The following is a 21,623-nucleotide window of genomic DNA, read 5'->3' as shown; positions in this document are numbered from 1 at the left end:
GAGCCACTTAGGTAAAAGTGCAGGTTTTGTATTGACCAGTCTTCGATTGCTGCATATTCTGGCTTCCTTCCTAATACGTGCAGTATACTGAGTTGATTTGCCCTCCATGGCGCAAGCGGAGGCTCCAGGGAGGCGCCCGGTGCTGCACTTCCCTTCTTGGATGGGCGAAATACATGGCGGACGATGACCGGGGCGAACCGAGGCGGTCCAGGCGGGGACGGACTCCTTCGGGCAAGCCCAATCCAGTGGACGTGCATGTGGGAGCACGCGTGCGTCTGCGGCGGACCCTGCTCGGGATGAGCCAGGAGCGGCTGGGGGAGGCCATCGGCCTGACCTTCCAGCAGGTCCAGAAGTACGAGAGGGGCGCCAACCGCATCGGCGCCAGCCGGCTGTGGGACCTGAGCCGGGTGCTCGACGTGCCGATGGGGTACTTTTTTGAGGACATGGACGACGACACCTCGTCCCTCAGCCCCCGCAACCTCACGGCCACCACGGTGGAACCGGAACACCCGGGCCGGCCCGCCGATCCCATGACCCGCCGGGAAACCCTTGAACTGGTGCGCTCGTACTACCGGATCGCCAGCCCCACCGTCCGACGGCGCGTGTTCGAGTTGACCAAGACGCTCGGAACCCCCGAACCCGAGGCCTGATCGCCGCCGTCGGCGGCGGAGGGGACCACGACCCGGCCAGGTGACGCCTGGCCGGGACCACTTGCGCGCGCCCCGGCGCTGCGCAACGTCACCCTGACCGGGGAAATGCCGGAGATCCTGGCGCCGCTGCCGCCGGCCAGCGCAGCCGAGCGCCCGTGTCCGGCCCCCATGCACGAATGCCAGCAACGGGTGAGCGGGTTCACCCGCCGAACCGCACCGGCCCTGGTGCGAGGGGCAGTCGCGGGCCATTCAATCGGTATTTCCGCTCATTCCATCAATTACGATTAATTGGACAAATTGGTTGTAAGCGCCTCTACTGTCCGGGTCAGAGACACCCGATCCGAACTCAAAGGGAGCATATCATGGATGGAGACACCCCCACGCCGCGCGGCACCTGCCCGGTGATGCACGGCGGCATGACGGCCAGCGGCGCCTCCAACATGGACTGGTGGCCGAACGCCCTCAATCTGGACATCCTGCACCAGCACGACACCAAGACGAACCCGATGGACCCGGACTTCGACTATCGGGAGGCCCTCAAGACGCTGGACGTCGAGGCCCTGAAGGCCGATGTGCGCGCCCTGATGACCGACAGCCAGGAGTGGTGGCCGGCCGACTGGGGCCATTACGGCGGCCTGATGATCCGCATGGCGTGGCATGCCGCCGGGTCCTACCGCATCGCCGACGGTCGCGGCGGCGGCGGCACCGGCAACCAACGTTTCGCGCCGCTCAACTCGTGGCCGGACAACGTCAGCCTGGACAAGGCGCGACGCCTGCTGTGGCCGATCAAGAAGAAATACGGCAACGCGGTCAGTTGGGCCGATCTCATCATCCTGGCCGGCACTATCGCCTACGAATCCATGGGTCTGAAGACGTTCGGCTTCGCCTTCGGCCGCGAGGACATCTGGCACCCGGAGAAAGACATCTACTGGGGCGCCGAGAAGGAGTGGCTGGCCCCCAGCGACAGCCGTTACGACAGCGTTGACCAGCCGGACACCATGGACAACCCGCTCGCCGCCGTGCAGATGGGCCTGATCTATGTGAACCCGGAGGGCGTGAACGGCACCCCGGACCCGCTGAAGACCGCCGGACAGGTGCGCGAGACCTTCGCCCGCATGGCCATGAACGACGAGGAGACCGTGGCCCTGACCGCCGGCGGCCACACCGTCGGCAAGTGCCACGGCAACGGCGATGCGTCCAAGCTCGGCCCCGAACCCGAAGCCGCCGACGTCGAGGCCCAGGGCATGGGCTGGGCCAACCCGACCGGCAAGGGCTGCGGCCGCGACACCGTCACCAGCGGCATCGAGGGCGCCTGGACCACGCACCCGACGCAGTGGGACAGCGGCTATTTCGACCTGCTGTTCAAGTACGAATGGGAACTGCGCAAGAGCCCGGCCGGCGCCTGGCAGTGGGAGCCCATCGACATCGCCGAGGAGGACCGGCCGGTGGACGTGGAGGATCCGTCGATCCGCCACAACCCCATCATGACCGATGCCGACATGGCGATGAAGATGGACCCGGCCTATCGCGCCATCGCCGAGCGGTTCCACAAGGATCCGGCCCTGTTCGCCGACACCTTCGCCCGCGCCTGGTTCAAGCTGACCCACCGCGACATGGGGCCGAAGGCTCGCTACGTCGGTCCGGACGTGCCGGCGGAAGACCTGATCTGGCAGGATCCGGTCCCCAAGGGCGCCACCGGCTATGACGTGGACGCGGTCAAGGCCCGCATCTCGGCCAGCGGCCTGTCGGTGGGCGAGATGGTCGCCACCGCCTGGGACAGCGCGCGCACCTTCCGGGCCTCCGACCTGCGCGGCGGCGCCAACGGGGCCCGCATCCGCCTCGCCCCGCAGAAGGACTGGGCGGGCAACGAGCCCGAACGCCTCGGGAAGGTCTTGGGCGTCCTTGAGCCCATCGCGGCCGAAACCGGCGCCAGCGTGGCGGATGTCATCGTGCTGGCGGGCTCCGTCGGGATCGAGCAGGCGGCCAGGGCGGCCGGGGTCGAGATCACCGTGCCGTTCGCGCCCGGACGCGGCGACGCCACGGACGAGATGACCGACGCCGACTCGTTCGCGCCGCTGGAGCCCATCCACGACGGCTTCCGCAACTGGCTGAAGGCCGACTACACGGTCCGGGCCGAGGAACTGCTGCTCGACCGCGCCCAGCTCATGGGCCTGACGGCGGCGGAGATGACGGTTCTGCTGGGCGGCCTGCGCGTGCTGGGCGCCAACCACGGCGGCACCAAGCACGGGGTCTTCACCGACCGCGAAGGGGCGCTGACTCCGGACTTCTTCGTCACCCTGACGGATATGGCCTACACCTGGGTGCCCACCGGCAAAAACACGTACGAGATCCGGGACCGCAAGACCGGCGCGGTCAAGTGGACGGCGACCCGGGTGGATCTGGTGTTCGGCTCCAACGCGATCCTGCGGGCCTATGCCGAGGTCTATGCCCAGGACGACAACCAGGAGAAGGTCGTGCGCGACTTCGTGGCCGCCTGGACCAAGGTCATGAACGCCGACCGGTTTGATCTGGCGTAAGCCGATCGGCGCGTGACTCTCACGCACCTGCCGCAGGCATCACGGCACCGGGCTCCGCGCCCGGTGCCGTTTTTTTCAGGCCCCTCGCGGTTTGCCGGTGCGTGCTATCGTACCAGTTCCAGCCCGGCGGCGGCTCGCCCCGAGCGGTGGACGGCAGGAGGCAGCCTTGACCGGTGCGGAATGGGGATTGGTCGGCGGCATCGCCGGCGCGGTGATCGGTGTGCTGGGGGGCGCGATCGGAAGCTGGGCATCCATTCGCAATGCCCGTCCCGGAGGCGTGCGCCGCTTCATGGTCCGCGCCACCGTGGGACTGTGGGCGATCATGGCGCTGTTGGGCACCCTGATCGCCCTGAGCCTCACCGGCACACTGCCCACTTGGGTGATCTGGGCGACTCAGGGCGTGTTCTTCGTTGGGCTCGGCCCGGCCATCGTCCTGATGAACCGGCATCTGCGGCACCTGGAGGCGTCCGACGACGGGGCTTCGCCGCGCTGATCTCCAGAACCGCCGGCGATCACCCCGCGCCGGTCTCCTCCGCGCGGCGCAACAGGAACTCGCGGCCGATCTTCACGCGCGGTTGCCCGTCATAGCCGATGATGTCCGCCGTGGCGTAGGTCTCGTTCCAGTTCTCGGGCAGATAGCTGCCGGTGCCGATCACGTCGATCGGCGCCCGGGCATAGCCCATCACCCGGCACTTGGCCGGGCCGAAGCCCGACGACGCCACGATTCGCGTATTGGGGAAGCCGGCCTGGTCCAGGCTCTCGCGCACGTGCCAGATGGCGGCGGCGGACACGCCCGTGCCGATCAGGTACCGCAGCTCCGTTTCCGACCGATAGCCGCGGATGGCGTCCGGGCAGTGGCGGTCCAGCACCTCGTAGGACTTCTGGGTGTCCATGGTCTCCACGAAGCGACCCCCGTGGGTGTCCAGACGGATGCTCAGGCGGCCCTGGGCGGCCAGCTCGGGGAACCGGCGGCACACGGCCAGCGCGTCCGTGATCTCCTGGCCGAAGTAGTCCACCAGCACGGTCAGGGGCACATCCGGGAAGGTCTCATGGAACATCTCGGCGGCGCGGACCGTCGAGCCCGCATAGCCGATCAGGCCGTGCGGCATGGTGCCCAGACCCGCCCGCTGGTCGAAGAAGTGCGCCGTCGCATCGGTGGCGTTGCCGATGAAGCCCTTCGCCTTGGCCTTGCGTCGGGCCCGGCTGGAGCCGACCGAGGCGGCATAGGCCATCAGTTCGGCCATCTCCGTGCCTGCACAGTGGCGGGCGTCCATGGCCAGGAAGGCCACGTCGGGCAGTTCCGCGCTCATGGTGAAGGCGTTGTACGCCGCGACTCCGCAGGCGCCCAGCTTCTGCAGGAACAGGGTCTCCAGGTCCACCAGCCCGGCCATGGAGCCGGTCAGGTACATCATCGGCTCGCCGGCGCCGACCCACTGGCTTTCGCGGAACTGTTCATCGACCTCGACCTCGAACCCGCGCGCCTTGGCCATGGCCCGCAGCCAGGTCAGCGCCAGACGCGGCGCGTACACCACCGGACGGCGCATGAACACCGCATAGGTCGCCCGGCAGTCGCCGAAGCGGCGCACGATCTCGCGTGTGCGCACGAAATACACATCGGTCCACGCCGGAACCATGTGCGCCTGTGGCCAGGTGGATCCGAGGCTGTCAGCCGAATCGGTGGGAATGGTGTCCATTACGCCCCTCTTCGCGGCAGACGCCGCCGCGTCAACTCACGGCGGCCAAGCCGGGCGCGGCCAGCTTGCCCAGCTCGCGTTCCTGCTTCAGGCCCTCGGCGATCAGGAAGGCCAGTTCCAGCGCCTGATGCGCGTTCAGGCGCGGGTCGCAGTGTGTGTGGTAGCGGTCGCCGAGGCGCGCCTCCGTGATGGCCTGCGCGCCGCCGATGCACTCGGTCACGTCGCGCCCGGTCATCTCGAAGTGGACACCGCCGGCATGGGTGCCCTCGGCCTGATGGACGGCGAAGAAGCCGCGCACCTCGGCCAGGATGCGGTCGAAGGAGCGCGTCTTGAACCCGCTGGACGCCTTCACCGTGTTGCCGTGCATGGGGTCGCAGGCCCAGACCACGTTGCGGCCCTCGCGCTTGGTGGCGCGCACCAGGGCGGGCAGATGCTCCTCCACCATGTCGGCGCCCATGCGCGCGATCACCGTCAGGCGGCCCGGATCGTTGTTCGGATCCAGGGCCTCGATCAGGCGAAGCAAGGAATCCGGGCTCATGGACGGCCCGGCCTTCAGCCCGATGGGATTGCGGATGCCGCGCAGGTATTCCACATGCGCGCCGTCCGGCTGGCGGGTGCGGTCGCCCACCCACAGCATGTGCGCGGTGGTCGAGTAGAACTCGCCCGGTCGGGTGGAGTCCTCGCGGGTCAGCGCCTCTTCATAGTTCAGCAGCAGCGCCTCGTGCGAGGTGTAGAAGTCCGTCTCGCGCAGTTGGGCGACCGACTCGCCGGTGATGCCGCAGGCCTCCATGAAGCCCAGCGCCTCGGTGATGCGGTTCGCCATGTCTTCGTAGCGGTCGGCCTGGGGGCTGCCCTTGACGAAGTCCAGCGTCCAGCGGTGCATCTGGAACAGGTCGGCATACCCGCCCTGGGAGAACGCCCGCAGCAGGTTCAGGGTCGCCGCCGACTGGTGGTAGACGCGCAGCAGCCGGTCCGGGTCCGGCGTGCGCACGGCCGGATCGAACTCCATGCCGTTGACCATGTCGCCCCGGTAGGACGGCAGTTCGACGCCGTCCACGGCCTCCATCGGGGTCGAGCGCGGCTTGGCGAACTGGCCGGCCATGCGCCCCACCTTCACCACCGGGCAGGCGGCGCCGTAGGTCAGCACCACGGCCATCTGCAGGATCACGCGGAAGGTGTCGCGGATGGTGTTGGCGTTGAACTCGGCGAAGCTCTCGGCGCAGTCGCCGCCCTGCAGCAGGAACGCCTTGCCCTGCGCCACCTGGGCGAGCGACGCCCGCAGGCGGCGGGCCTCGCCGGCGAACACCAAGGGCGGCAGCACGCCCAGTTCGGACTCCACCGCCTGCACGCGGGACGGGTCCGGATAGGTCGGCACCTGCTCGATCGGTCTGTCGCGCCAGCTTCGGGGTGTCCACTCGCGGGCCATCGTCTTGCCTTCCATCGGTCTCCAGAGGCGATCGCGGGCGCCGGTCCGACAGACCTAGCCCGAAGGAGCCTCATATAAAGGCCCGGGTGCCCCGATGAAAGGCCGAATGACGCCTTTCCGTGCGGAACGATCCGGATGTGGCTTTCCGGCAGACGGAAAAGCCCCCGCGCCCGCGTTGCCGGGCCGCCGCCGACGGCGTACATCGCAGGGGCTGACGGACGGGGCGTTTCCCGCCTAGACTGAGCCGAACCCGCCGGGACGCCGGACGCCGAGACCGCGCCCCGGACTGGAAGGATGCCCGATCATGCGCATGCCCGACCCCGACGCCAACACCATCGCCCGCCGCGCCCGCATCGCCCGGGACCTGAAGCGCATCGTCCCCGGCGAAGGCGTGATCGTGGACGAGGACCAACTGCGCGCCTACGAATGCGACGGCCTGTCGGCCTACCGGCAGCCGCCCTTGATCGTGGTGCTGCCGTCCACGACCGAGCAGGTCTCGAAGGTCCTGCGCTATTGCCACGAGAACGGCGTCAGGATCGTGCCCCGGGGGGCCGGCACCTCGCTGTCCGGCGGCGCCCTGCCGCTGGCGGACGCGGTCACCCTGGGCCTGGGCAAGTTCAACCGGATCCTGGACATCGACCTGGAAAACCGCTGCGTGGTCGCCCAGCCGGGTGTGACCAACCTGGCCGTAACCCACGCGGTGCAGGACCAGGGCTTCTATTACGCCCCCGACCCCTCCAGCCAGATCGCCTGTTCCATCGGCGGCAACGTGGCGGAGAACGCGGGCGGCGTGCACTGCCTGAAATACGGCCTGACCACCAACAATCTGCTGGGCGTGGAACTGGTGCTGATGACCGGCGAGGTCATCCGCCTGGGCGGCAAACATCTCGACGCCGGCGACTACGACCTGATGGGCGTCGTGACCGGCTCGGAGGGTCTGCTCGGCGTCATCACCGAAGTCACGGTGCGCATCCTGCGCGCGCCGGAGACCGCCCGGGCCGTCCTGATGGGCTTCCCGGACAGCGAGTCGGCCGGCGACACCGTGGCCGCCATCATCGCCGAGGGCATCATCCCGGCGGGCCTGGAGATGATGGACAAGCCGGCCATCCACGCCGCCGAAGACTTCGTGCACGCCGACTATCCGCTCGATGTCGAGGCCCTGCTGATCTGCGAGCTGGACGGACCGGACGCCGAGGTCGCCCATCTGATCGAGCGGGTCGAGGCCATCGCGAAGCGGAACCGCGTGCAGACCCTGCGCGTGTCCGCCAGCGACGAGGAACGCGCCCTGTTCTGGGCCGGGCGCAAGGCCGCCTTCCCGGCCGTGGGCCGCATCTCGCCGGACTACTACTGCATGGACGGCACCATTCCGCGTCATGCCCTGCCCACCGTGCTGCACCGCATGACGGAGATGTCCCGGCAGTACGGTCTGCGCGTGGCCAACGTGTTCCACGCCGGGGACGGCAACCTGCACCCCCTGATCCTGTTCGACGCCAACACGCCGGACGAACTGGAGCGGGCCGAGCGCTTCGGCGCCGACATCCTGCGCCTGTGCGTCGAGGTCGGCGGCGTGCTCACCGGCGAGCACGGCGTGGGCGTCGAGAAACGCGACCTGATGGGCGAGATGTTCAGCGAGATCGACCTCGCCCAGCAGCAGCGGATGAAGTGCGCCTTCGACCCCGGGCAGTTCCTCAACCCGGGTAAGGTGTTCCCAACCCTGCACCGCTGCGCCGAGCTGGGGCGGATGCACATCTCGGGCGGCACTGTGCCGTTCCCCGATATCCCGCGCTTCTGACCGCCAACCGGACCCCGCACCCCATGACCCAATCGTACCGCCCCGACACCGCCCAACAGGTCCTGGACCTGATGACCTGGGCCGTGTCCGAAAAGACGCCGCTGGATCTGCGCGGCCATGCCACCAAGGCCGCCCTGGGCCGGCCCACCAACACCAGCCACGCGCTCGACCTGAGCGGCCTGTCGGGCATCATCGACTATGCCCCCAACGAACTGGTCCTGACCGCGCGCGCCGGCACCCCCGTGGCCACCATCCAGGCGCAGTTGGACGAGGCCGGCCAAATGCTCGCCTTCGAGCCGCCGGACCTGCGCCCCCTGCTGGGGCGGCCCGACGGTCCGGACGATCCCGGCGGCACCCTGGGCGGGCTGGTCTCGTGCAATCTGGCCGGGCCGCGCCGGCTGTCCGCCGGAGCCGCCCGCGATCACGTGCTGGGCATTCACGGCGTGACCGGGCGGGCCGAGGCCATCAAGTCCGGCGGCCGGGTGGTCAAGAACGTCACCGGCTTCGACCTGTCCAAGCTGATGACGGGCGCATTCGGCACCCTGATGGCCCTGACCGAGCTGTCGGTGAAGGTGGTCCCGAGACCGGAAAAGACCCGCACCATCCTCGTATTGGGCACCGGCGAACAAGCCGCGATGGAGGTCATGTCCCACGCCATGCGCTCGCCGCACGAGGTGTCGGGCGCGGCATTCCTGCCGGAGCCGGTGGCCGCGCGCTCCGGCGTGGCGCTGGTGCGCGATCCCGGCCGCGCGGTGGTGGCGCTGCGGGTGGAGGGGCCGGCCCCCTCCGTCGCGTGGCGCTGCGAGGCCCTGCGCAACGAACTCGGCGGTTGGGGGCCGACCGAGGAGCTGCACAGCGCGAACAGCGCGGCGCTCTGGCGCGAGGTGCGCGACGCCCGGCTGGTCGCGGAGCCGCCCGAGGCCCAGATCTGGCGCCTGTCGGTGCCCCCCATGACCGGCGCGGCGGTGGTCCGCGCCCTGGAGCACAACGCGCCGGGCGCCCTGCTGGCGTGGCAGTACGACTGGGCCGGCGGGCTGGTCTGGCTGGCGGTGGCCCCGACCCCGCACGCCCACGCCGCCGCCGTCCGCCGGGCCGTGGACCATCACGGCGGCGGGCACGCCACCCTGATCCGGGCGGACCGGGACGTGCGCGCCCATGTGGCCGTGTTCCACCCGCAGCCGCCGGCGCTGGCGGCGCTGACCCGCCGCGTGAAGGAGAGCTTCGACCCCGCCGGGATCCTCAGTCCCGGCCGCATGGGGGAGGGCCGCTGAGCCATGCAGACCAACTTCTCCCCCGAGCGCCTTGAAGCCGACCGCCTCGTCCGACAGGCCAACGACATCCTGCGCACCTGCGTGCACTGCGGGTTCTGCACCGCGACCTGTCCCACCTATGTGCTGCTCGGCGACGAGCTGGACAGCCCGCGCGGCCGCATCTACCTGCTCAAGGACATGCTGGAGAACGACAAGCCGGCCAGCCCCAAGGTGGTCAAGCATATCGACCGCTGCCTGACCTGCCTGTCGTGTATGACCACCTGTCCGTCCGGTGTGGACTACATGCACCTGGTCGAACAGGGCCGGGTGCATATCGAAAAGACCTACAAGCGCCCACCCATGGATCGGCTGGTGCGGCGCATTCTGGGGACCGTGATCCCGCACACCAACCGCTTCCGCTGGGCCATGCTGGGCGGCTGGCTGGCGCGCCCGGTGGCGCGCTTCATCCCGGGACGGCTGGGCGCCATGGCGGGCATGGCGCGACGACGGCCGGCGCTGCGCTCATCCATCGACAGGGCCCAGGTGATCCCGGCCCAGGGACAGACGCGGATGCGGATCGCGCTCATGCGCAACTGCGTGCAGCCGGCGCTGGACCCGGAGATCGACGCCGCCACGGTGCGTCTGCTCACCCGCCACGGCTGCGAGATCGTCATTGCCGAGGGCCAGGGCTGTTGCGGCGCCGCCGTGCAGCACATGGGCGAGGAGGAGCCCGCGAAGGCGATGGCCCGCGCCAATGTGCGGGCATGGACGGCGGCCGGCGTGGACCGCGTCGTGGTCAACGTGTCGGGCTGCGGCACCACGGTGAAGGACTACGGCCACCTTCTGGCCGACGAGCCGGAGTGGGCCGAGGACGCCCGCGCCATCGCGGACAAGGCCGTGGACGTCTCGGAGATTCTGGCCGCGTTGGGCCTGATGGAGCCGACCACCCCACACGCGCGGATCGTGGCCTACCATGCCGCCTGCTCGCTGCAGCACGGCCAACAGATCAAGACCCAGCCCAAGGACCTGCTGGAAGCCGCCGGCTATCGGGTGGTGCTGCCGCGCGATGCGCACCTGTGCTGCGGCTCGGCCGGGACGTACTCCATCACCCAACCGGAGCTGGCGCGCCAGTTGCGGACACGCAAGGTGGAGACCCTGCACGCGCTGAAGGCGGACGTGATCGCGTCGGGCAACATCGGCTGCCTCAATCACCTAGCGGCGGAAGCCAACCTGCCACTGGTGCACACGGTGCAACTGCTCGACTGGGCCACCGGCGGCCCGCGCCCCCCGGCGTTGAAGCCGTAGGGCGGAAGGTCCCGCATACGGCGGGTTGCGCCTGCGGCGCGAACCCGCCCTACGGAGAACGATCGGCCGCGCAGGGCGGATTCGGGGCCGCGTCAGCGGTCCCAATCCGCCGAGAACGGGGCGACTTCAGGCCGGATCAGCCCGCCAGCCGCTCCCACAGGTCGAGGGCATAGCTGCGGGGCACGTGGACATCGACGGTGTCGAAGTCCACCGCGTGCAGCAGCACCGGGATGCCGTGCATCTGGGTCTGGGCGCAGCGGCCGGCGTCGAAGGTCTCGCGCGTCAGGTCCAGCAGGCAGCCCCGGGCGAGCACGCCCCAGGTCCCCGGCCCGGCCAGCCGCAGCACGCAGCGGGCGTGAGACAGGTCCACCACGGTCAGCCCCGGGGCCTGGATCGGCTGCACCCCTTTCGGGAACACCAGCATCCAGCGGCCCGGCCCGATCCACAGGGCGGCGGGGCCGTCCTCGCAGTCGGGCATGTCCGAGGTGTCGGGCACCGTGGGCAGGGCCAGACTGGCGATCCGCTCCGGCATCGGCCCCCGGCCGGCATCCACATGCAGCAGGGTGAGGCCGGTGCGCTCGGTCAAGGTGGCGTCCGGCAGCGTCGCCGGCATGGCGATCCCGGCCAGCGGCGAGCGCGGCAACGGGCAGTCGTACAGCAGGGCGGCGGCGGGCTCAGGCATTCTGGCGGCTCCCGTCCGGATCATGGAAGTGGGGCGGCACGACGCGGGCGCGGACCTGCGTGCCCTTCAGCGGGTAGGCCGCGACGACGGTCTGGCCCTCCCACCGGGCCAGCCCGCCCTTGAGGAACCCGAGCGCCACCGGATGCCCCACGCTCGGCCCCGAACAGGCCGAGGACACATGGCCCAGCATGGGGATCGGCACCGCCTCCGCCGCATGCTCGGTGGCGATGAGCTGGCTGCCCGCCGGGATGGCCGTGCGGCCGTCCTCCGGCACCAGTCCGACCAGCGCCGGCCGGTCCGGATCCTGCAACGCCGGGCGCTGCAGCAGGCGCTTGCCGATGAAGCTCTTCTTGGTGGAGACCATGCGGCCGAGCCCCAGGTCATGGGGCGTCGTGCGGCCGTCCAGTTCCGCGCCCGCCACGTGGCCCTTCTCGATGCGCATCACCCCCAGCGCCTCGGAGCCGTAGGGCACCAGGCCCAGAGCCGCGCCCGCCTGGGTCAGGCGACGCCACAGGGCATCGCCATATCCGGCGGGCACGTTGATCTCGTAGGCCAGTTCGCCCGAGAAACTGATGCGGAACACCCGCGCCGGCAGCCCGCAGACCGGCCCCACGGTCAGACCCATGAACGGCAGGGCCTCGTTGGACACATCCAGGTCGGTGACCAGATCCAGAAGCTGCCGGCTCTTCGGCCCGGCGATGGCGACGGCGGCCCAGGCATCGGTGGTCGAGACCAGCCGCACGTCCAGGTCCGGCCAATGGACCTGAAGGGCATGCTCCAGATGCGCCATGACCCGGCCGGCGTTGGCGGTGGTCGTGGTCATGGCGACGTGGTCTTCGGCGAGTCGCGCGCAGGTGCCGTCATCCAGCGCCATGCCGTCCTCGCGCAGCATCAGCCCGTAGCGCACCCGGCCCACGGGCAGGCTCTTCCAGCCGTTGATGTAGACGCGGTTCAGGAATTCGGCGGCGTCCGGCCCCTGGATGTCGATCTTGCCCAGGAACGACACGTCAACCATGCCCACGTTCGCGCGGGTCGCCAGCACCTCGCGGCGCACCGCCTCGGCCAGGGTCTCCCCGTCGCGGGGGAAGTAGCGGGGCCGCAGCCACGGGCCGACGGTCTGGAACACCGCGCCGGCCTCCGCCTGGGCCTCGTGCATCGGAGAGCGCCGCACCGGCGCGAACCGGGGCCCGACGGACTCGCCGGCCAGCGCCCCCATGGTGATGGGCGTATAGGGCACCCGGAAGGTGGTGGTGCCGACCATCGGGATCGGCTCGCCCCGGGCCTCGGCCAGCAGGGCCAGCCCGTTGACGTTGCTGGTCTTGCCCTGGTCCGTGCCCATGCCGAGCGCGGTGTAGCGCTTCAGATGCTCGACGGTGGCGAAGCCCTCCTGATGGGCGAGCGCGATATCCTCCGCCGTCACGTCGTCCTGGATATCCACGAAGCGCTTGCCGCCCGCCATGGCGGGCTTGGGCACGGCCCACAGCGGCGCCTGGGGCGTACCCTCCCCCACCTCGCTGGGCTCGTCCCGGTCGATGGCGGGCACCGGCGGCGGCGCGCCGGTCAGGCGCAGGCCGGCGGCCTCCACGGCGTTCCGGCCGGCCTCCAGGCCCTGGCGCAACACGGCGTCGAGCCCGCGCGTGCCCGCACAGCCGCCGGCCATCCAGGGCGGCATGCGCCAGGGATCGGGGCGGAAGGCGAGCAGATCATCATCCCACACCGGGCGCGCGCCGGTCTGGGCGTGCAGGTGCAGGGTCGGGCTCCAGCCGCCGGACATGGCGAGCAGGTCGGCCTCGATCCACTCGCCCACCGGCACCATGCCGCCGTCGTGGTAGCGATGGAGGGCGACCCCCTCCAGCCCCCGCGTCGGGTGACCCCGGGTGTCCCCGATGACGTGGCCGTCCAGGACGCGCACCCCCACCGCACGGGCACGGTCGGGCAGCGGACCCCGGACCTCCGGGCGCGGATCGACCACGGCCACGACCTCGATGCCCGCGCCGCGCAGGTCGAAGACGGTGCGGTAGCCCTCGTCGTGGCTGGTGAACACCACAGCCCGCCGACCGGGCGTCACGCCATACTGATTGACGAAGGCGCGGGCGGCCCCGGCCAGCATCACGCCCGCGCGGTCATTGCCGGCGAACACCAGCGGGCGTTCGATGGCCCCGGTCGCCAGCACGGTCTGGGTCGCGCGGATGTGCCACAGGCGCTGGCGCGGCCCCTCGCCCGCCGCCGGAGCATCGGGCCGGTCGTAGATCCGGTCCGCCGCCAGCCAGAAGCCGTGGTCGTGCTGGCCCGTCACCGTGGTCGCGGGCAACAGGGTCACGCGGTCGTCGCGGCTGGCCAGTTCCTCCAGGGCATCGGCCACCCAGGCCGTCCCGGGCCGCCCGTCCAGGCGGGTCTTCTCCTTCAGCAGGCAGCCGCCCATCCAGGCCCGCTCGTCGGCCAGGATCACCCGCGCCCCGCAGCGGGCCGCCGCCTGGGCCGCCATCAACCCGGCCGGACCGGCCCCGACCACGAGCACGTCGCAATGCGCCGTCCGGTGCTCGTAGCGGTCCGGATCAGGCGCCGTCGGGCTGCGGCCCATCCCGGCCATGCGGCGCAGGATCGGTCCCGCCAGCGGCCAGACCTGCGGCGGGGTGATGAAGGTCTTGTAGTAGAACCCGGCCGGCATGAAGGCCGAGGCGACGGCGGTCAGCGCCGCCGCGTCCCAGCGCAGCGACGGCCAGCGGTTCTGCGAGCGCGCCACCAGCCCGTCCGTCAGGGTGGTCAGGGTCGCGCGCGTGTTGGGCTCGTGCCGGTCCCCCCGCCCCAGGGCCACCAGCCCCGAGGGGTCCTCGGCCCCCTCGCCCTGGATGCCGCGCGGCCGGTGGTATTTGAACGAGCGCGCCACCAGCCGCACCCCGTTCGCCAGCAGGGCCGAGGCCAGGGTGTCGCCGGGATGGCCGGTCAGGCTGCAGCCGTCGAAGCGGAAGGAGAGCGTCCGGCTGCGGTCGATGTGACCGCCGGAGCCCAGGCGGTGCGGCTGTCGGGCGGGACCGGGGGCGCTCATCACAAGTCCTCCCCGACGGGCCGGGGCGCGCCGGGCAGCGGATGGCTGCCGGCCACCTCGTGGGTGACGGTGTCCCGCTCCACGACGAACCATTGGCGACACCCGGCGGCATGACGCCACAGCTCGCGGGCGGAGCCTTTCGGGGTGTCGCGCTCGTAGACGTATCGCGTCCACGCCTCCAGCGGCGCGTCGTCGGCGGGCCGGGGATGGTCGGCGGGGTCCGGACCGCCATAGCTGAAGTCCACGCGGGGGCGGGGGCCGCACCAGGGGCAGGGAATGAGCATCATCGGTCGGAAGTCCTCAGCGTGCGCCGTCGTCAGTGCAGGGCCGGGGTGGGACCGGCGCCCTTCTCGTCCAGGGTCGCCCCGCGCGCGAAGCGGTCCAGGGCGAACGGCTTCACCAGATCGTGGGGGGCGTCGTGGGCGATGGTGTGCGCCAGGCACCAGCCGGCGGCCGGGGTGGCCTTGAAGCCGCCGTAGCACCAGCCCGCGTTCAGATAGAGCCCCGGCACCGGCGTGCGGTCGATGATCGGGCTGCCGTCCATGGACATGTCCATGACCCCGCCCCAGGTGCGCATCAGGCGCAGCCGCGAGAACGCGGGGAACAGCGAGACGGCGGCGGCGCAGACGTGCTCGACCAGCGGGGTCTCGCCGCGCTGGGCATAGCTGGGGTAGCCGTCCAGATCGCCGCCGAAGACCAGTTCGCCCTTGTCGGTCTGGCTGATGTAGCAGTGCGCCGCGCCCGAGGTGACCACGGTATCCAGGCACGGCTTGACCGGCTCGGTCACCATCGCCTGCAGCAGGTGCGTTTCCAGCGGCAGGGGCAGGTCCACCATGGCGGCCAGCCGCGAGGTCTGGCCGGCCACGCACAGGCCGATCTTCTCCGCCCGGATACGGCCGCGCGTGGTCTCGACCCCGGTGATCGCGCCCTTGGTGTCGCGCAGGATCTCGGTCACCTCGCACCGCTGGATGATATCCACGCCCAGGGCGCTCGCGGCCCGGGCATAGCCCCAGGCGACGGCGTCGTGCCGCGCCGTTCCGGCGCGCGGCTGGATCAGACCGCCGACGATGGGGAAGCGGGCCTCGGCGGAGGTGTCCAGCAGCGGCGCCAGTTGCTTGATGGCGGGCACGTCCAGCACCTCGGCGTCGATGCCGTTCAGCCGCATGGCGTTGCCCCGGCGGGCGAACGCCTCCATCTGCGCGTCGGTGTGGGCCAGATTGAGCACGCCGCGCTGGCTGAACATCACGTTGTAGTTCAGGTCGCGGGACAGGCGCGTCCACAGCTTCATGCCGTGCTCGTAGAACGCCGCGTTGGCGTCCAGCAGGTAGTTGGAGCGCACGATGGTGGTGTTGCGCCCCACGCTGCCGCCGCCGAGCCACCCCTTCTCCAGCACGGCGATGCGCTTGATGCCGTGGTTGCGGGCGAGGTAATAGGCGGTGGCGAGGCCGTGGCCGCCACCGCCGACGATCACGACGTCGTAGTCGGGGCGGGGATCGGCATCGCGCCAGGCGCGGGGCCAGCCGCCGTGGCCGGCGAATCCCTGGCGCAGCAGGGACAAGGCGGAATATCGGATCATCGGTCGGGTCCGCTGACGGGGGGCCATTGACGGGGGGCCATCGCACGCGCCGCCCTGGCCCGCCGGGGGCCCCGGACACCGCGCACCGGCGCATCATGCCGTGCCCGGGCGCGAATGTCACACGTCATTCAAACCCGGGGACCGGGGCGCGCCCGGATGTCGCTCCCCCCATGACGACCGCATGACATCCGCATGACATCCGCGGGCCGCCGCGCTGCCGTCGCGGCACGGTCATTGACCGCCCCGGGAAACCGCGTATGGTGCGGCCACTTTTCAATCCCCTGTTCTGAAAGGACAAGTGCAGGACCATGGACCTGAAAAAGATTCCCATCGGCCAGAATCCGCCCGAGGACGTCAACGTCATCATCGAGATCCCGCTGCGCGGCGACCCGATCAAGTACGAGGTGGACAAGGAGTCGGGCGCCATGTACGTGGACCGGATCCTGCACACCGCCATGCACTACCCGGTGAACTACGGGTTCATCCCGCACACGCTGTCGGATGACGGCGACCCGGTGGACGTCATGGTTCTGGGCCGCATTCCGGTCGCGGTGGGCGCCGTCATGCGGGTGCGCCCGATCGGCGTGCTGAAGATGCAGGACGAATCGGGCATGGACGAGAAGATCTTCGCCGTGCCGCACACGAAGCTGCACCCGTATCACGACAACGTGAACCACTATAACGACGTGCGGCCGACCGAGCTTCACCGCATCGAGCACTTCTTCACCCACTACAAGGACCTGGAAGACGGCAAGTGGACCAAGATCATCGGCTGGGGTGATCCGCAGGAAGCCTTCGACGTCATCCGCAAGGCCATCGTGGCCGCGAAGGACGCCTGAGCGCGACCGGGGCCAGCCAAGGGCATATCTCGCCCGGGCATATCTCCATTGCGACGGCGCATCCCCGACCCGGGGGTGCGCCGTTCGCATGTGTGCGGCAGGACCCGCCCTACCCCAGCGCTCGCACGGCCTCCAGGACCTTGTCGGCGTGGCCGGGGACCTTCACCTTGGGCCAGACCTGCCGCACGATGCCCGCGGCGTCGATCAGCACCGTGGTGCGCTCGATGCCCATGTACGTCTTGCCGTACATGCTCTTTTCCTTCCAGACGCCGTAGCGCTCGCAGACATCGCCCTCGGCGTCCGATGCCAGGGTGAACGGCAGTTCGTACTTGGCCTTGAACTTGTCGTGCTTGGCGACCGGGTCCTTGGAGACGCCGACAATGACCGCGCCCGCCGCCTCGAAGTCGGCGAGGCTGTCCTTGAAGGCGATCGCCTCCTTGGTGCACCCGGACGTGTCGTCCTTGGGGTAGAAGTACAGCACGACGGCCTTGCCCTTCAGGTCCGCCAGCGACACCCGGCCGCCCCCGTCCGTGGGCAGGGCGACCTCCGGGGCGGGCTGGCCGATCTCGACGGTCATGGAACGACTCTCCTCTTGTTGTGGGAGTTTAATTTGATGGACGAAACGGACACCTATTGCGTCCATCAGCCGGCGCGACTGCGCCGGCGCCGCGAAGGGGCGGAGGCGATGCACCGGATGTGTCCGGTTCATCGCCGATCAGCACTCGAAAGGAAAAAGGCGGATGGCCGCGAAGCCATCCGCCTTGGCGACGGAGACTGTCGCCGGGTCAGGCGGGCGCCGGCAGGGGATCACGGCCGGCCGGCGCGGTGGGCGTCGGCATGGCCTTGTGCATCCACTTCTGCAGCTTCTCGAAGGCCCGCACCTCGATCTGACGCACCCGCTCGCGCGAGATGCCGTACTCGCGGCTCAGGTCCTCCAGCGTCATGGGCTCTTCGCTCAGACGCCGCTCGGTCAGGATGTGGCGCTCGCGCTGGTTCAGCGTTTCCATGGCCTGCTTGAGCAGCGTCCGGCGCTGACCCAGCTCTTCGCCGTCGGCGAGGAGGGTTTCCTGAGAGACACTGTCGTCCACCAGCCAGTCCTGCCACTCGCCCTCGCCATCCATGCGAACCGGCGCGTTCAGCGAATGGTCCGGGCTGGCCAGCCGGCGGTTCATGTTCACCACGTCCTGTTCGGGCACGCCCAGCTTGGTGGCGATCGTGGTCACACTCTCGTGCGGCAGGTCGCCGTCCTCCATAAGCTGGAGCTGCCCCTTCATCTTGCGCAGATTGAAGAACAGCTTCTTCTGGGCGGCGGTGGTGCCCATTTTCACCAGCGACCAGGAATGCAGGATGTACTCTTGGATCGAGGCGCGGATCCACCACATGGCATAGGTGGCCAGTCGGAAGCCGCGTTCCGGGTCGAAGCGCTTGACGGCCTGCATCAGGCCCACGTTGCCCTCGGAGATGACCTCGCCCATGGGAAGGCCGTAGCCCCGGTAGCCCATGGCGATCTTCGCCACGAGACGCAGGTGGCTGGACACCAGTCGGTGGGCCGCATCGCCGTCTTCCGACTCCTGATAGCGCTTGGCGAGCATGTATTCCTCGTCAGGCGCCAGCATGGGAAACTTGCGGATCTCCTGCAGGTAGCGGGAGAGGTTGCTTTCGGGTTCAAGGCCAAGGAGGCCGCCGGTTGCGTTCGCCATGGGTCGCTCTCCTTCTTGCCGCTGCCGCGCCCGGCTGCCCGAATCCCCGGACCAACCGGAAGCCACCGTCGCCGTCTCGGGTCTCACGCCCGACCGGCGCCCTTGGTATTAATCCTATCGAACCGCGTTCTCCCGAGTCCACCGAAATGGTACTAAATTGGTCAGGAATCGGGATGAAAAGTTCGTAACGTCTCCAGGGAGGTGAAGATCTCCTCGATTTCCAAAGGCATACGGGACTCGAAGCGCATCGGTTCACCAGTGACGGGATGAACGAAGCCCAGCGCCACGGCATGCAGGGCCTGCCGCTGAAGCCCGATCAGACGAGTCATGATCTCGGGCGGCAGGTCGGGACGGCGCGGCGGGCGGCGGGGACTGCGCCCATACGTCTGGTCGCCCACCAGGGGATGACCGATATGATCCATATGGACCCGGATCTGATGGGTCCGTCCGGTCGCCAGCCGGCATTCCACCCGGGCCAGCGCGGTGCCATAGGCCCGCAGGGTGCGGTATCGGGTGAGGGCCGCCTTGCCGCCGCGCGCCACCACGGCCATGCGCGTGCGCTGGGTGGGATGACGACCCACGGGCGCGTCGATCTCGCCCGCCGCGGGCGCCGGCACACCCCACACCAGGGCGTGATAAACCCGATGCAGCGTGCGGTCCCCGAACTGGGCCGCCAGGCCCTGGTGCGCCGAATCGGACTTGGCGACGACCATCAGGCCGCTGGTGTCCTTGTCCAGCCGGTGGACGATGCCCGGCCGTCGCACCCCGCCGATGCCGGACAGACTGTCGCCGCAGTGGGCCAGCAGCGCGTTGACAAGGGTATGGTCCATGGCCCCCGGCGCCGGGTGCACCACCAGCCCGGCCGGCTTGTCGATGACGATCACATGGGCGTCCTCGAACACCACCGTCAGCGGCATGTCCTGCGGCCGCGGCGCGGCATCCACCGGCGGCGGTTCGGCCAGCCGGACCCGCTGCCCGGCGCGGACTCGCAGACTTGGATCCGTCGCCACCGCGTCGTCCAGGGTGACCGCGCCGCCCAGAATCAGAGCCTTCAGCCGCTCCCGCGAATGGCCCCCATGCGCCCCCGCAAGCCATCGGTCCAGACGCAGGCCCGCGCCGTCCTCCGGAATGGCCGCCTCGAACACCGTCGGCGCGCCGCCCTGCCCCGTCGGCGCGTCGTTGCCCTGCCCCATGCTCTGCCTCTATACCATCCATGCATGATTAACGATCCCGAGGCCAATTCGATGCGTGCCGTCAAGATCCTGGTTGCCACGATGGGCGTCCTCATCATCGCGGGGATGGGCCTCGTGATCTACGGGCTCATGAAATCGTCGGAGGAGATGGCGAAGGACGGCGCGGTGCCCGAGGTCGCGCCGGCGGGTCTGGCGCGCCCCGTGCCCGCGCCCGTGCCCGCGCCGGCGAGCCCGTTCGATCCGGTGCATCTGGGCGAGCCCGCCGGCAGCCGCATCGCCCACATGACCAGCGACGGCCACGGACGCCTTCTGCTCGGCCTGACGGACGGTGGCCGCCCGGACCGCGTGGTCGTGATCGACACGGCGAGCGGCCGCACGCTGGGCGTGATCGGGCTGGAAGCCGCGCCGACACGCTCCATCCAGTGACACGACCCACGGCCCTCGTGCTGCCCGCCGGGGCGCGGGCCGTGCTGCTCGATCACATGCGGGCGGCGTGGCCGCGCGAGGGATGCGGCCTGCTGGTGGGATCCGACGACACGCAAAGCGGCGCCCTGGTGGTCGAGGCCGTCCACCCCACCACCAACGTGGACGCCAGCGGCCGTCCGGATCGCTTCGAGGTGGACCCGGCCGCCCGGTTCGACCTGATGCGCCAGCTGCGCGGCAGGCCGTCGCGCCTGATCGGCCACGTCCACAGCCATCCGGGCCATCCGGCCGAGCCCAGCGAGACCGACCGCCGGGCCGCCTTCGAACCGGACCTGGTGTGGGTCATCGTGGGGCTTGCGGACCGGACCACGCCGGACCCGCCCGTGACCGCCTGGACCGTCGTGCCCGGCCCGGAGCCCGGCGCGCCCGCCGCCGGGTTCCGCCCGCTGCCGATCATCTCACGGTCCTGACGGGGTTAGGCTCCCGCGCTCATGGCCAGCCAGCCCAGATAGGCCGCATAGCCGAGCAGCAGCACCGCGCCTTCGCGCCGGCTGACCCGCCAGCCGGTGACCACAGCCAGCACCAGGGCCGCCGTCGCCCCCAGCATGACCCAGATGTCGAAGGCCGCGATCTCGGCCGGGATGGCGATGGGGGTGACGATGGACACCACGCCCAGGACCCCCAGCACGTTCACGATGTTGCTGCCGATGATGTTGCCGAAGGCCACATCGCCTTGCCCCCGCACCGCCGCCACGATCGAGGTGGTCAGTTCCGGCAGCGAGGTGCCCACCGCAACCATGGTCAGGCCGATCAGGGTGTCCGACACGCCCAGCCCGGCGGCGATCGCCACCGCGCCGTCGATCAGCAGCCGCGCGCCCAGCACCACCAAGACCATGCCCCCGAACAGGAACAGCAGCGACGGAAACAGGCCCATGGGGGCCGATCCCGCCGCATCCGCCTCGGCGGTGTGCATGTCGGCGGAGGCATCGGGCTGTTTCCGCTCCCGCAGGTAGGTGATCGTGACATAGGCGATCAGCAGCAGCACCATCATCAGGCCGCTGGTCCGCGAGACCACGCCCAGCATGGTCACGGCCATGGCCACCACGGCGGCCAGCACCACCATCGGCCCATCGCGTCCGAACGCCACGGGATGGGCCAGAACGGGGCGGATCAGCGCGGTCAGGCCCAGGATCAGCAGGATGTTGGCGATGTTGGAGCCGACCACGTTGCCCACCGCGATCCCGGAGGACCCGGCCAGCGCGGCCTGCATGCTCGTCACCAGTTCAGGCGTGGAGGTCCCGAACCCCACCAGCGTCAGCCCGATCAGCAGCGGCGACACCCCCAGGCGCCGGGCCACGGAGACCGCCCCCCGCACAAGCCCCTCGCCCCCCAGCACCAGCAGCACGAAGCCGCCGATCACCAGCACAGTGCTCGACATTCTGGTTCCCCTCTGGCTGCAGTGGCCTTTTCATTATCCTGATCGGCGATGACCCGGACTCGTCCGGCTCAT

General features: G+C 70.1%; 19 protein-coding genes. 9 read left to right on the top strand and 10 right to left on the bottom strand.

The annotated features are described in order from the left end of the window. Positions 1–173: 173 nt before the first annotated feature. The 3 genes from GHC57_RS04525 (at position 174) to GHC57_RS04515 (ending at position 3,680) form a co-directional block, all read left to right on the top strand. Entirely contained in the window at positions 174–650 is a 477-nt protein-coding gene (locus GHC57_RS04525) for a helix-turn-helix domain-containing protein (RefSeq protein WP_153341620.1), read from the top strand. A gap of 362 nt (positions 651–1,012) precedes the next feature. Beyond that, positions 1,013–3,187, top strand: coding sequence for a catalase/peroxidase HPI (gene katG, locus GHC57_RS04520; RefSeq protein ID WP_153341618.1), 2,175 nt, complete (start codon positions 1,013–1,015; stop codon positions 3,185–3,187). Positions 3,188–3,353: 166 nt separating this feature from the next. After that, complete coding sequence (locus GHC57_RS04515; RefSeq protein WP_153341616.1) at positions 3,354–3,680, top strand: hypothetical protein; 327 nt, start codon at positions 3,354–3,356, stop codon at positions 3,678–3,680. Between the two features lie 19 nt (positions 3,681–3,699). On the opposite strand, the gene GHC57_RS04510 is transcribed toward GHC57_RS04515, so the two are convergent. Further along, entirely contained in the window at positions 3,700–4,881 is a 1,182-nt protein-coding gene (locus GHC57_RS04510) for a nicotinate phosphoribosyltransferase (protein ID WP_425500641.1), read from the bottom strand. A 31-nt stretch (positions 4,882–4,912) separates the two neighbouring features. Beyond that, on the bottom strand, positions 4,913–6,307 hold the full coding sequence (locus tag GHC57_RS04505; RefSeq protein ID WP_153341658.1) for a class II 3-deoxy-7-phosphoheptulonate synthase: 1,395 nt from the start codon (positions 6,305–6,307) through the stop codon (positions 4,913–4,915). Positions 6,308–6,611: 304 nt separating this feature from the next. On the opposite strand from GHC57_RS04505, the gene GHC57_RS04500 reads away from it, so the two are divergent. From GHC57_RS04500 to glcF, 3 genes are read left to right on the top strand one after another with little or no spacing between them, the layout of a single operon-like run. Continuing rightward, positions 6,612–8,099, top strand: coding sequence for an FAD-linked oxidase C-terminal domain-containing protein (locus GHC57_RS04500; RefSeq protein ID WP_153341614.1), 1,488 nt, complete (start codon positions 6,612–6,614; stop codon positions 8,097–8,099). A gap of 23 nt (positions 8,100–8,122) precedes the next feature. Next, positions 8,123–9,370, top strand: coding sequence for a glycolate oxidase subunit GlcE (gene glcE, locus GHC57_RS04495; protein WP_153341612.1), 1,248 nt, complete (start codon positions 8,123–8,125; stop codon positions 9,368–9,370). 3 nt (positions 9,371–9,373) lie between these two features. Beyond that, complete coding sequence (gene glcF, locus GHC57_RS04490) at positions 9,374–10,654, top strand: glycolate oxidase subunit GlcF (RefSeq protein WP_153341610.1); 1,281 nt, start codon at positions 9,374–9,376, stop codon at positions 10,652–10,654. 136 nt (positions 10,655–10,790) lie between these two features. Here the strand turns inward: glcF and GHC57_RS04485 are convergent, their stop codons facing one another. The 4 genes from GHC57_RS04485 to GHC57_RS04470 are packed head-to-tail and all read right to left on the bottom strand — an operon-like array spanning position 10,791 to position 15,958. Continuing rightward, positions 10,791–11,336: a sarcosine oxidase subunit gamma gene (locus tag GHC57_RS04485; protein ID WP_170294677.1), complete on the bottom strand. Its 546-nt coding sequence runs from the start codon at positions 11,334–11,336 to the stop codon at positions 10,791–10,793. Beyond that, on the bottom strand, positions 11,329–14,382 hold the full coding sequence (locus GHC57_RS04480) for a sarcosine oxidase subunit alpha family protein (RefSeq protein ID WP_153341606.1): 3,054 nt from the start codon (positions 14,380–14,382) through the stop codon (positions 11,329–11,331). Before GHC57_RS04480 ends, GHC57_RS04485 begins: the two co-directional genes overlap by 8 nt. Continuing rightward, a complete protein-coding gene (locus GHC57_RS04475; protein WP_153341604.1) occupies positions 14,382–14,669 on the bottom strand; it encodes a sarcosine oxidase subunit delta in 288 nt (95 codons plus the stop codon). Before GHC57_RS04475 ends, GHC57_RS04480 begins: the two co-directional genes overlap by 1 nt. A 29-nt stretch (positions 14,670–14,698) precedes the next feature. Beyond that, entirely contained in the window at positions 14,699–15,958 is a 1,260-nt protein-coding gene (locus tag GHC57_RS04470) for a sarcosine oxidase subunit beta family protein (RefSeq protein WP_153341602.1), read from the bottom strand. A 308-nt stretch (positions 15,959–16,266) separates the two neighbouring features. On the opposite strand from GHC57_RS04470, the gene ppa reads away from it, so the two are divergent. Next, entirely contained in the window at positions 16,267–16,797 is a 531-nt protein-coding gene (gene ppa / locus GHC57_RS04465) for an inorganic diphosphatase (protein WP_153341600.1), read from the top strand. Positions 16,798–16,906: 109 nt separating this feature from the next. Here the strand turns inward: ppa and bcp are convergent, their stop codons facing one another. The 3 genes from bcp to GHC57_RS04450 all read right to left on the bottom strand — a co-directional run bounded on the left by bcp (position 16,907) and on the right by GHC57_RS04450 (position 19,690). Further along, on the bottom strand, positions 16,907–17,374 hold the full coding sequence (gene bcp / locus GHC57_RS04460; RefSeq protein ID WP_153341598.1) for a thioredoxin-dependent thiol peroxidase: 468 nt from the start codon (positions 17,372–17,374) through the stop codon (positions 16,907–16,909). 208 nt (positions 17,375–17,582) lie between these two features. After that, positions 17,583–18,497, bottom strand: a complete 915-nt coding sequence (gene rpoH / locus GHC57_RS04455) for an RNA polymerase sigma factor RpoH (protein ID WP_153341596.1) — start codon at positions 18,495–18,497, stop codon at positions 17,583–17,585. Between the two features lie 161 nt (positions 18,498–18,658). Further along, complete coding sequence (locus GHC57_RS04450) at positions 18,659–19,690, bottom strand: RluA family pseudouridine synthase (protein WP_153341594.1); 1,032 nt, start codon at positions 19,688–19,690, stop codon at positions 18,659–18,661. Positions 19,691–19,741: 51 nt separating this feature from the next. Between GHC57_RS04450 and GHC57_RS04445 the strand changes: the two genes are divergently transcribed. Then, positions 19,742–20,116 carry a hypothetical protein gene (locus GHC57_RS04445; RefSeq protein ID WP_153341592.1) on the top strand — a complete coding sequence of 125 codons (375 nt, stop codon included), beginning with the start codon at positions 19,742–19,744 and terminating at the stop codon, positions 20,114–20,116. Beyond that, positions 20,113–20,583: a M67 family metallopeptidase gene (locus GHC57_RS04440; RefSeq protein ID WP_343031104.1), complete on the top strand. Its 471-nt coding sequence runs from the start codon at positions 20,113–20,115 to the stop codon at positions 20,581–20,583. Before GHC57_RS04445 ends, GHC57_RS04440 begins: the two co-directional genes overlap by 4 nt. Positions 20,584–20,588: 5 nt before the next feature. On the opposite strand, the gene GHC57_RS04435 is transcribed toward GHC57_RS04440, so the two are convergent. Beyond that, positions 20,589–21,551, bottom strand: coding sequence for a calcium/sodium antiporter (locus GHC57_RS04435; RefSeq protein WP_153341590.1), 963 nt, complete (start codon positions 21,549–21,551; stop codon positions 20,589–20,591). Between the last annotated feature and the right edge of the window lie 72 nt (positions 21,552–21,623).

Source organism: Roseospira navarrensis (genome assembly GCF_009601025.1).
GTDB lineage: Bacteria > Pseudomonadota > Alphaproteobacteria > Rhodospirillales > Rhodospirillaceae > Rhodospira > Rhodospira navarrensis.
Note: the sequence above shows the minus strand (reverse complement) of the source record. Positions and strands in the feature narration are given on the sequence as shown.

Excerpts from the sequence above, each read along its gene's own strand:
- GHC57_RS04510 (WP_425500641.1), bottom strand. The coding sequence starts at position 4,881 with ATGGACACCATTCCCACCGATTCGGCTGACAGCCTCGGATCCACCTGG.
- glcF (WP_153341610.1), top strand. The coding sequence starts at position 9,374 with ATGCAGACCAACTTCTCCCCCGAGCGCCTTGAAGCCGACCGCCTCGTC.
- GHC57_RS04445 (WP_153341592.1), top strand. The coding sequence starts at position 19,742 with ATGCGTGCCGTCAAGATCCTGGTTGCCACGATGGGCGTCCTCATCATC.
- GHC57_RS04525 (WP_153341620.1), top strand. The coding sequence starts at position 174 with ATGGCGGACGATGACCGGGGCGAACCGAGGCGGTCCAGGCGGGGACGG.
- katG (WP_153341618.1), top strand. The coding sequence starts at position 1,013 with ATGGATGGAGACACCCCCACGCCGCGCGGCACCTGCCCGGTGATGCAC.
- bcp (WP_153341598.1), bottom strand. The coding sequence starts at position 17,374 with ATGACCGTCGAGATCGGCCAGCCCGCCCCGGAGGTCGCCCTGCCCACG.
- ppa (WP_153341600.1), top strand. The coding sequence starts at position 16,267 with ATGGACCTGAAAAAGATTCCCATCGGCCAGAATCCGCCCGAGGACGTC.
- GHC57_RS04475 (WP_153341604.1), bottom strand. The coding sequence starts at position 14,669 with ATGATGCTCATTCCCTGCCCCTGGTGCGGCCCCCGCCCCCGCGTGGAC.
- rpoH (WP_153341596.1), bottom strand. The coding sequence starts at position 18,497 with ATGGCGAACGCAACCGGCGGCCTCCTTGGCCTTGAACCCGAAAGCAAC.
- GHC57_RS04450 (WP_153341594.1), bottom strand. The coding sequence starts at position 19,690 with ATGGGGCAGGGCAACGACGCGCCGACGGGGCAGGGCGGCGCGCCGACG.
- GHC57_RS04505 (WP_153341658.1), bottom strand. The coding sequence starts at position 6,307 with ATGGCCCGCGAGTGGACACCCCGAAGCTGGCGCGACAGACCGATCGAG.
- GHC57_RS04485 (WP_170294677.1), bottom strand. The coding sequence starts at position 11,336 with ATGCCTGAGCCCGCCGCCGCCCTGCTGTACGACTGCCCGTTGCCGCGC.
- glcE (WP_153341612.1), top strand. The coding sequence starts at position 8,123 with ATGACCCAATCGTACCGCCCCGACACCGCCCAACAGGTCCTGGACCTG.
- GHC57_RS04435 (WP_153341590.1), bottom strand. The coding sequence starts at position 21,551 with ATGTCGAGCACTGTGCTGGTGATCGGCGGCTTCGTGCTGCTGGTGCTG.
- GHC57_RS04500 (WP_153341614.1), top strand. The coding sequence starts at position 6,612 with ATGCGCATGCCCGACCCCGACGCCAACACCATCGCCCGCCGCGCCCGC.
- GHC57_RS04470 (WP_153341602.1), bottom strand. The coding sequence starts at position 15,958 with ATGATCCGATATTCCGCCTTGTCCCTGCTGCGCCAGGGATTCGCCGGC.
- GHC57_RS04480 (WP_153341606.1), bottom strand. The coding sequence starts at position 14,382 with ATGAGCGCCCCCGGTCCCGCCCGACAGCCGCACCGCCTGGGCTCCGGC.